Origin of the sequence: Bradyrhizobium sp. NAS80.1 (assembly GCF_001908205.1) — a bacterium.
Taxonomy (GTDB): domain Bacteria; phylum Pseudomonadota; class Alphaproteobacteria; order Rhizobiales; family Xanthobacteraceae; genus Bradyrhizobium.
In genome coordinates, this window is record NZ_LGHL01000259.1 from 1 (window position 1) to 9,330 (window position 9,330).

Genomic DNA, 9,330 nt, shown 5'->3' on the forward strand with positions numbered 1-9,330 from the left:
CGCCGACCATGGCGGCCCGGCCTGGACGCCGGCGCAGCGCTGGATCTTCGAGACCGAATGCGCACGCGCCGGCGTGCCGAATGTCAACGTGATGGGCGTGAAGATGGTCGGGCCCGTCATCATCGGCTTCGGCAGCCCCGAGCAGAAGAACTTCTACTTGCCGCGTATTCTCTCCGGTGAGGACTATTGGTGCCAGGGCTATTCCGAGCCGGGCTCCGGCTCCGACCTCTCCTCGCTGAAGACGCGTGCGGTCCGCGACGGCGACGACTACATCATCAACGGCACCAAGATCTGGACCACGCACGCCCATCACGCCAACCGCATGTTCGCGCTGGTGCGCACCAGCGACGGGCCGCGGCAGCAGGACGGCATCAGCTTCATCCTGATCGACATGAAGACACCGGGCATTACCACGCGCCCGATCCTCACCATCGGCGGTGACCACGAGGTCAACCAGGTGTTCTTCGACGACGTGCGCGTGCCCGTGGCGAACCGCGTCGGCGAGGAAGGCAAGGGCTGGACCTACGGCAAATACCTGCTCGAATTCGAGCGCGGCTCGGGGATCGCCTCGGCGAAGCTGCGCGAGGGATTGAAGGCGATCGCGGACCTTGCCGGGTCGGACCTGACGGGCCGCGCGATCGACAGCCCCGATATCGCGGCGCGCATCTCCGAGGTCGAGGTCGATATCGATGCGCTGGAAATGACCGAGCTGCGCGTGCTCTCCGCGCTCCAGACCGGTCAGAATCCCGGCGCGGTGTCGTCAATCCTGAAGCTGCGCAACAGTGAAATCCGGCAAGCGGTGACGCGGCTCGGCGTCGACGTGATCGGTCACGACGCCCTTGCCGTCGAGCCGATGCGGCCGCTCTACAAGCTCAACCACGAGCCGGCGCTTGCCGAGGAGATGCTGACGGTCGTGCCGGAATATCTCAACGGCCGGGCCTGGACGATCTTCGGCGGCACGTCCGAAATCCAGCGCGACATCATCGCGAAGATGATGCTGGGAATCTAGCGCACGCTGGCGCGACCTTCACCGCTGTCGTCCTGGACAAGCGAAGCGCAGATCCGGGACCCGCGCGCGAGCGCTTGCGCTCGTCGCCATAATCACAGGCGGACGGTGGTTACGGGGACTCGGAGTTATCGACTTCGCGCAACAACTCCTCCCTGTGGTTATGGGTCCCGGGCTCGCGCTGCGCGCGCCCCGGGACGACAGTTGAGTGTGTGGCGATAACCAGCGCAACAACGCGCTTCGCTTAACCGCCGACCTTCGCGTCCCTGATCGCCTGCCAGATCTTCTGCGGCGTCAGTGGGGTGTTGAGCTGAGTGATGCCGAGCTCGGCGAGCGCGTCCATCACGCCATTGGTGACGCAGGGCGGGCCGCCGATGGCGCCGGATTCGCCGCAGCCCTTGGCGCCGAGCGGATTGGTGCGGCAAGGCGCGGAATCGTCGAGCGTCACCACGATCGCCGGAACGTCGTCGGCGCGCGGAATGCAGTAGTCCTGGTAGCTGGCGGTGAGGAGCTGGCCGTCCGCATCATACGAGACGCCCTCGTACAGTGCCTGGCCGATGCCCTGCGCCACGCCGCCATGAATCTGGCCGGTGACCAGCATCGGGTTCACAGCAACGCCGACGTCGTCGACCGTGGTGTAGCGCACGACGCGGGAGACGCCGGTCTCCGGATCGATCTCGACCTCGCAGATATGCGTGCCGTTCGGCCAGCTTGGGCCATCGACCTCGCCTTCGGAATCGACGCTGAGCTTGGCGCCGCCTTCCTTCTCCGCAAGATCGAACAGGCTGATGCGACGGTCGGTGCCGACCACGGTGAGCATGCCGCCCTGATATTCGATGTCCTCGACCGAGGTCTCGAGCGCGTTCGCCGCCTTCTCGCGCGCCTTCTGGATCAGATCGTTGGAGGAGACCGCGACCGCCGTGCCGCCGACGAACAGCGAACGAGAGCCGACGCTGCCGAAGCCCATCGCGAGATCAGTGTCGCCCTGGACGACGTCGATCCTGTCCATGGGAATGCCGAGCGTGTCGGAGATCATCTGCGTGTAGGTGGTCCGCAGCCCCTGCCCCATCGCCATGGTGCCGGAATGCAGGACGACGCGGCCCTGCGAGGTCGCGTGCAGGCTGACCTTCTCGGTGTGGGCGCGACCGCCGGTCCACTCGATGTAGGAGGTGAGCCCGCGGCCATAGAGCAGGCCCTTCTTCTTCGCGGCCTTCTTGCGCGCGGCGAAACCGTCCCAGTCGGCGAGCTTCACGGCACGGTCGAGCATGTGGGCGAAGGCGCCGGAATCGTAGACCTGGCCGGCGGCGTTGGTGTAGGGCAGCTGCGCCGGCTTGATGTAGTTGGCTTTCCGGATCGCGCGCGGGTCCATGCCGATCTTTCGCGCGGCAGCGTCGAACAGGCGCTCGACGATGAAGACCGCTTCCGGACGGCCCGCGCCGCGATAGGCGCCGACGGGCGCGGTGTGGGTCATCACCGACTGCACTTCGAAATGCACCAGCGGCAGGTCGTAGACGCCGGTCTGCACAAACGGCCCGAGCACCAATGGAATGATGTTCGCCGCACCCGAGGAATAGGCGCCGGTGCAGCCGATCGACTTGACGCGATAGGCCAGCACCTTGCCCTTCTCGTCGAGCGCGAATGACGCGGTCGAGGTGAGATCGCGGCCATGGGTGCCGCCGACGAATTCGTCGGTGCGATCGCCGCGCCAGCGGATCTTGTTGTTCAGCTTGGTTGCGGCGTAGGCAACGATGCCGTCCTCGGGATAGAGGTTGGTCTTCTGGCCAAACCCGCCGCCGATGTCGCCGACCAGCACGCGGACGCTGTCCTTCGGGCGCTTCAGCACGGCTTCCGCCAGCACGTCGCGAGTGGAGGCCGGCGTCTGTGACTGCACATGCAGGAGAAGGCGGCCGGTTTTCGTGTCGATCTCGGCAATGGTCGAGCGCGGCTCCATCGCCGACGGCACCAGGCGCTGGCTGACGATATCCAGCTCGACCGTGTGCGCGGCCTTGGCGAAGGCTTCGTCCGCCTTGGCGGCATCGCCATAGCTCATCGCGCCGACGATGTTGTCGGGTGCCTCGGGCCAGACCACGGGCGCGCCGGGCTTTACGGCCTCGACCGGGTCGACCACCGCCGGCTGCACCTCGTATTCGACCACGATCGCTTCGGCCGCGCTCTGCGCTTCCGCGCGAGAGGAGGCGACCACCGCGGCGACCGCTTCGCCGGCATAGCGCACGATCTCATGCGCAAGCAGGCGGCGCGGCGGCACCGTCATCGGCTTGCCGTCGGGACGCTTGAAGATGCTCAGCGTCGGGATGCTGCCGATGTCGTCCTTGATGAGGTCGGCGCCGGTATAGACTGCAGTGACGCCGGGCATAGCGGCCGCGGCGCTGGTGTCGATCAATACGATCTTCGCATGGGCATGCGGCGAACGCAGCACGTGCAGCCACAGCGCGCCGTCCTCCGGCTTGTCGTCGATGAACTGCCCCTTCCCGGTGAGCAGCCGCTGGTCTTCCAAACGCTTGACGGGCTGCCCCGCTCCGAAACGCAAATTGCCGGGAAGAATGTTCATTCCGCTAGTCCTCTAAGCCTCAAAGTGCGGCCGCCTTGTAGCGGATGGAGGCATGTGAAGCCAGCTGCGGTTTTGGGCGACAAACCCGCGGATTCGTCATGCCCGGGCTCGTCCCGGACATCCACGTTCTCGCTTCAGCGCGGTAAGGCGTGGATGGCCGGGCATAGGCGAGCGGAAGCGACGCCGTCCTTTGGACGGCTATGCCCGGCCAAGACGACTACGGAGAGAGCTCGCGCAACGCCGCTTCCACGACCTTGCGCGCGTCGGCCGTGAGAGCAGCCTGCGGCGGAACGGGGTCGCCGACGTCGTAGCCCTGGATCGCGAGCCCGGCCTTGATGCAGGCCGCGAGATTGAAGCGCGCGAAGGCCTCGTTGATCCGCCACAGTTTGCGCTGGAGCGCCATGGCCTCGTCCCAGCGGCCCGCTTTGCAGAGGTCGTAGAGCGCGACGCTCTGGCGCGGGATGATGCAGGCCGGCCCTGCCATCCAGCCGAGGCCACCGATCAGCATCACGGCTGCCGGGATATGGGCTGAGGCCGAGAACACACGCAAGGCATCGCCGCAGCGGTTCATGATCGAGAGCAGCCGGCCAGTGTTGGTCGAGGCATCCTTGACGTAGCCAATGCGCGGATGCTCCGCGAGGCGCGCGATGACGTCGAGGGTAAGGTCGGAGCGCTGGAATTGCGGATTGGTGTAGATGACGACGGGGATGTCCACGGCGTCGGCGATGCTGCCGAAGTAGGATTCGACCTGGGTGTCGGCGAGCGGGAAGTAAGCCTCGAGGATCGCAAGAATGCCGTCGGCCCCGAGCTTCTGGTACGCTTTCGCCTGGGCCACCGCATCCGCAGTCGAGGTGGAGGCGACGCCGGCCACGACCGGCACGCGGCCCTTCGCGGCCTCGATCGTGGTTTGCACGATCGCCATGCGCTGCACGGCATTGAGATAGGCAAACTCGCCGGTCGAGCCGAGCGGCGTCAACCCATGCACGCCGGCGCCGATCAGATCGTCGCAGAGCTTTCCGAGCACGTTCGTGAGCACCGCGCCGTCGGCATCGACCGGAGAGACGAGATAGGGAAAGACACCACGAAAATCGGTCATGTCAGGGAATAAATTCCGGGAAATCGAGTCTTCTTGGGGAGGCCTGCTACCAGTGCGTGCTATCATGGAGCACTATTGCCAGCAAGCGAACTGCCTTCGAAGAGCGTATTTGTGGTTCTGAAGATTGCCCCGCAACATTGGCGGGCCGCGTTGTGTTGCGCCGGTTTCCTTGCGGCTGCGCTATCGCCCGGGGTGGCTCGCGCCGGCGAATGCCCGTCATCGCAATCTGAAATCGCGACCGATCGGCCCGATGTGACCAATTCCAGCCTGGTTGTGCCGGCAGGCAGCATCCAGAGCGAGAACGGCGTCAACACGTCCCGGCAGAATGCCGGCAAGGGGTTCGACGGCAGCAACAGCCGTATCCGCTTTGGCATCGCGCCCTGCCTTGAAGTGCTGGTGGACGTGCCGAGCTATGTCGGACGGCTGACGGGTGCGATCGACAACGGTTTCACCAACGTCTCCCCTGCGGTGAAATGGCAGGTCAGCGGGCTGCCTGAGCCAGCAAATCTCTCGGTGGTGTTCGGCGTCGGCCTGCCGACCGGCACGGCCGCGGTCGCCGGCGATGGATTCCAGCCCTATCTGCAATTCCCCTGGTCATACGAGCTCGGCGGCGGCTGGGGCATCAGCGGCATGTTCACGAGCTTCTTTCGACCATCGGATCTCGCCAGCCACCAGACCAGCGAAGCAACATTCGTCATCGAACGGAAGGTCACCGAAAAGCTGGCGTTGTTCGCCGAATATATCGGCGACTATCCGTCGCGAGGCACAAGCACGGCACTGCTCAATGTCGGCGGCGGCTATCTGCTGAACCGGACCGAGCAGCTCGATTTCCATCTGGCCTTTGGCCTCAACCGGAATTCGCCTGATTACATCATCGGCGTCGGGTACTCCTACCGCTGGGACAACGTCCTCGGCACAGCGACGAGGCCGACGCTCCGGCATTGACCACCTCGTAAGGACATCCCTGCAAGGGCTGAGACCACACTCGCTGAAGTCCTGTCGTGAGGCGCAATGCCGGGCCGATCGCTACACGTTCGCGTGAGCGGCTCCCAATCACGTGTTCGTCGGCTGTAGCGCTACCGAGGTCCTGGCCATCCGGCCAGTTTCCGGATCGGCCGTGACATCCCAGATTGAGGGCAGCTTACAGGAGCCTCCCATGACCGACCCCACTCCGCTGACTTCACTGTCATCCGCGCTCGCGGATGTCGTCGCGCGCGCCGCGCCGTCCATCGTCTCCGTGCATTCGCACCGCTCCCGCGCGACCGGCTTCGTCTGGAAATCCGGCCTGATCGTCACAGCCGACGAAGCGCTGGCCGATGAGGGCGAGGTCGAAATCGGCCTCCCCGACGGCAGCACCGTGGCCGCCACGATCGCCGGCCGCGACCACACGACCGATATCGCGCTGCTGCGCGCTGATGCCAATATCGCGCCCGTCAAGCTGACCACCACGGTCCCGCCCCTCGGCGCGTTGTCGGTCGTGGTCGCTACCAGTCGCGATGCGCCGAGCGCCGCGCTCGGGATGGTTTCGCTGTCCGGCAAGAGCTGGCGAAGCCTGCGCGGCGGCGACATCGATGCACGGATCGAGCTCGACGTTCGCCTGCATCCCGCCCAGCAGGGCGGCCTCGCGCTGGACGCATCAGGCGAGGCTTTCGGCATGGCCGTGCTCGGACCGCGGCGTGTGCTGGTGATCCCGGCGGCGACGATCGAGCGCGTCGCGGCCCAGCTCGAGACACGCGGCCGCATCGCCCGAGGATATCTCGGCCTCGGGCTCCAGCCGGTGCGGCTTGACGACGGTATCGGCGCGATGGTGATGAATGTCGACAAGACCGGACCGGCGGCTGCGGCCGGTATTCGCCAGGGCGACGTGATCGTCGCGGTCAACGACCAGAAACTCTCAGGCGTGCGCGCGCTGTCGCGGATGCTGGGTCCGGCGAGCGTCGGCGCGGTGCTCGATGTCGCGGTACGTCGCGGCGGCGAGCCGGTCAGCTTCAAGGTCACGGTCGCCGAGAGGCCGGAGGCGTGAGCGAGGATAACGCACGGGAGATCGTACTTTCCCTGGAAATCGACGATCCCGCCCTTGCCGCTCGCCTGGCGACGCTGCTCGGCAACGTCGCCGGGCTTCGCCTCGCCGCGCCCGGCGAACAGGCCACAGCGACGATCGTCTCGCGCGACATGCCCGAGGACATCGCGCTGACGCAGCGCGAGCTCGACGTACTGGCGCTGATGGCCGAGGGCGCCTCCAACAAGATGATCGCACGTCAGCTCGGCATCTCCGTGCACACCGTGAAATTCCACGTCGGCTCGCTGCTCGACAAGTTGGACGCCACCGGCCGCACCGATGCGGTGGCGCATGCGGCGCGCCGCGGCGTGATCGAGCTCTGACGCCGTCGGATCCTATCGTGCTGATGTCGTTGGGAAGCTGAGCCGGACTGTAAGGCCCGGTGCGTTGTCGTGCAGCGCAATCTCGGCGCCATGGAGGCCGGCAACCGCGGCGACCAGACTCAAACCCAGACCGTTACCCGGTGTGTAACGGCTCTGTTCGAGCCGGTAGAAGCGCTTGAACACGCGATCGCGCTGGTCGGCCGGAATGCCCGGACCATCGTCGGCGATCGTAATCGCCGCCCGGCCACCGGCGCTGCGACAAGTCACGGTGACCAGTCCTCCCACACGACCGTGCTTGATCGCGTTGTCGACAAGATTGGCGATCGCATCGAACAGGAGGTCGCGGTCGCCTGTCACGGATACCTTGCGGTCGCCACCGAGGCTGAGATGAGTCCTGACCTGCTCGGCGGCGGCGTCATAGAGCTCGACGACCTCGCCAGCGATCTCGGCAAGGTCGAGTGTCCGAAACGCGCTCCGGCGGGCGCGGGTCTCGATCTCCGAGATCCGGGTGATGGAAGCGAACATGCCAAGCACGGAATCGAGATCGGCAATGGTGTCGCCGATCAGCGCCGCATCCACCTCGCTGTTGCGTGGAGCGTGATAGGCCTTCTCCAGTCGGCCGCGCATGCGCGTCAGAGGCGTGCGCAGGTCATGGGCGACATTGTCGCTGACCTGCTTGACCTCGCCCATCAGCGTCTCAATGCGGTCGAGCATCTGGTTGAGGTTTTCGGCGACGCGGTCCCACTCGTCGTGGCTGCCGCGCAAGGGGATGCGCTGGTCAAGGCCGGACAGCATGATGGCCTGGCTGGTCGCATTGATCTCCTCGATCCGGCCGACGGTGCGCCGCGTCACCAGCACGGCTGCGAGCCCGGCAAGCACCAGCAGCAGCACGGCAACCGCGATCATCGCGAGCTCGATCATGCCAGTGAAGGCCTCGTGATCGCCGGCGTCACCGACCTGGCTCTGCACATAGGCGATGGTGCCGAAGTAGACATAGGCCATGATCGCCGCGACGATCAGCCCGAACGCCGCGATCGAGATCAGCGCCAGGCGGAAGGTCGAGGAGAGGAGCGTCTTAGCCAGGAGCACGGAGGCAATATCCGATGCCGCGGATGGTATGGATCAGCGGATAGGCCTGGCTGTCGTCGACCTTGCGGCGCACACGACCGACATAGACATCGATGATGTTCGTGGACGGATCGAAATGCAGGTCCCAGACGTGCTGGAGCAGCATCGCGCGGGAGACGACGCTGCCCTCGTTGCGGACGAGATATTCGAGCAGCTGGAATTCACGCGGCAGCAGAGGAATCTTCCGGCCGCGGCGGCTCGCGTTGCGTGCGATCAGGTCGATGGTGAGGTCGCCGACCCGCAAAATCGTCTCCTTGGCGATGGTCTCGCTGCGGCGGCCGAGCGCCTCGAGCCGCGCCAGCAGTTCGACGAAGGAGAATGGCTTGACGAGATAGTCGTCGCCCCCGGCGCGCAAGCCGCGCACGCGGTCATCGACCTCGCCGAGCGCGGAAATGATCAGGAACGGCGCGGCGACGCCATCATCGCGCAATTGACGCATCACGGTGATGCCGTCGATATCCGGCAGCATGCGATCGATGGTGATCACGGCATACTCGCGCGCGGCGCCGTGGCTCAGGGCTTCTCGCCCCGTGGCGGCGAGATCGACGTCGTAGCCCGAGGTCGTCAGCTCCTCAGCGAGCTGGCCTGCGGTTTCCGGATCGTCCTCGACGACCAGGATACGGCGATGACCTCCGGTCATGCAAAACTCCGCGCGACGATCGCCATCAGACTATCCCGTTCCGGGGCTGAGCGGAACTGCCCGATGGCGATCGCGACAATGGTGCGGCACGGTGATGCGACTACCAATAGTCTCCGCACACATTGAACCATTGCCATCCATAGGGCGTCCAGCTCCTTTGCCAGCAGCCGTCGTCGTAATAGTTGGCATAGAAGAACGGACCGCCGACGAAGGCGAACCGACGGAAGTGATGATGGCGGAAGAAGAAGGCATGGCGGCCGATGAAGGGCCTGCCGCGAAAGCCCGGGCCAGCAAACCGCGGGCCGAAGGCGGCGCGGGTCGCTAGCGGAGCACCGGCAAAGCGCGGCCCGATGGCAGCGTGGGCGGCCATCGGCGAACCGGCGAAGCGGGCGCCACCGAAACGGGCACCGCCCATGCCGCCAAATCGCATGCCGCCGCCACCCATAGCGCCGACATGCATGCCGCCACCGCCGAAATGCCCGCCGCCGCCAAACCCGCCGCCACCAAAC

The 9,330-nt window shown here is 65.9% G+C and carries 9 protein-coding genes; 4 read left to right on the forward strand and 5 right to left on the reverse strand.

Features of this window, described 5'->3' with window-relative positions; translation table 11 throughout:
- Positions 1–1,009, forward strand: a 1,009-nt coding sequence (locus AC629_RS40425) for an acyl-CoA dehydrogenase family protein (RefSeq protein ID WP_143199830.1), incomplete at its 5' end; no start/stop codon positions are given.
- Positions 1,010–1,250: 241 nt separating this feature from the next.
- On the opposite strand, the gene AC629_RS40430 is transcribed toward AC629_RS40425, so the two are convergent.
- Entirely contained in the window at positions 1,251–3,575 is a 2,325-nt protein-coding gene (locus tag AC629_RS40430) for a xanthine dehydrogenase family protein molybdopterin-binding subunit (RefSeq protein ID WP_084810248.1), read from the reverse strand.
- Positions 3,576–3,792: 217 nt separating this feature from the next.
- A complete protein-coding gene (locus AC629_RS40435; protein WP_084810249.1) occupies positions 3,793–4,671 on the reverse strand; it encodes a dihydrodipicolinate synthase family protein in 879 nt (292 codons plus the stop codon).
- Between the two features lie 111 nt (positions 4,672–4,782).
- Here AC629_RS40435 and AC629_RS40440 point away from each other — a divergent pair, with 111 nt between their 5' ends.
- The 3 genes from AC629_RS40440 to AC629_RS40450 all read left to right on the forward strand — a co-directional run bounded on the left by AC629_RS40440 (position 4,783) and on the right by AC629_RS40450 (position 7,053).
- Positions 4,783–5,616 (forward strand): transporter, encoded by an 834-nt coding sequence (locus AC629_RS40440; RefSeq protein WP_143199831.1) that lies wholly within the window; start codon positions 4,783–4,785, stop codon positions 5,614–5,616.
- 211 nt (positions 5,617–5,827) lie between these two features.
- Positions 5,828–6,694: a S1C family serine protease gene (locus AC629_RS40445; protein ID WP_084810250.1), complete on the forward strand. Its 867-nt coding sequence runs from the start codon at positions 5,828–5,830 to the stop codon at positions 6,692–6,694.
- Positions 6,691–7,053 (forward strand): response regulator transcription factor, encoded by a 363-nt coding sequence (locus AC629_RS40450; protein ID WP_084810251.1) that lies wholly within the window; start codon positions 6,691–6,693, stop codon positions 7,051–7,053. Before AC629_RS40445 ends, AC629_RS40450 begins: the two co-directional genes overlap by 4 nt.
- Positions 7,054–7,065: 12 nt before the next feature.
- On the opposite strand, the gene AC629_RS40455 is transcribed toward AC629_RS40450, so the two are convergent.
- From AC629_RS40455 to AC629_RS40465, 3 genes are all read right to left on the reverse strand, one after another.
- The gene (locus tag AC629_RS40455) at positions 7,066–8,142 is read right to left on the reverse strand and encodes a sensor histidine kinase (RefSeq protein ID WP_084810252.1); all 1,077 of its coding nucleotides are present in this window, start codon (positions 8,140–8,142) and stop codon (positions 7,066–7,068) included.
- The gene (locus AC629_RS40460; RefSeq protein WP_084810253.1) at positions 8,129–8,821 is read right to left on the reverse strand and encodes a response regulator transcription factor; all 693 of its coding nucleotides are present in this window, start codon (positions 8,819–8,821) and stop codon (positions 8,129–8,131) included. The genes AC629_RS40455 and AC629_RS40460 overlap by 14 nt, the downstream gene beginning before the upstream one ends.
- 100 nt (positions 8,822–8,921) lie before the next feature.
- The coding region (locus AC629_RS40465; RefSeq protein ID WP_245332158.1) for a hypothetical protein at positions 8,922–9,330 on the reverse strand (409 nt) is incomplete at its 5' end.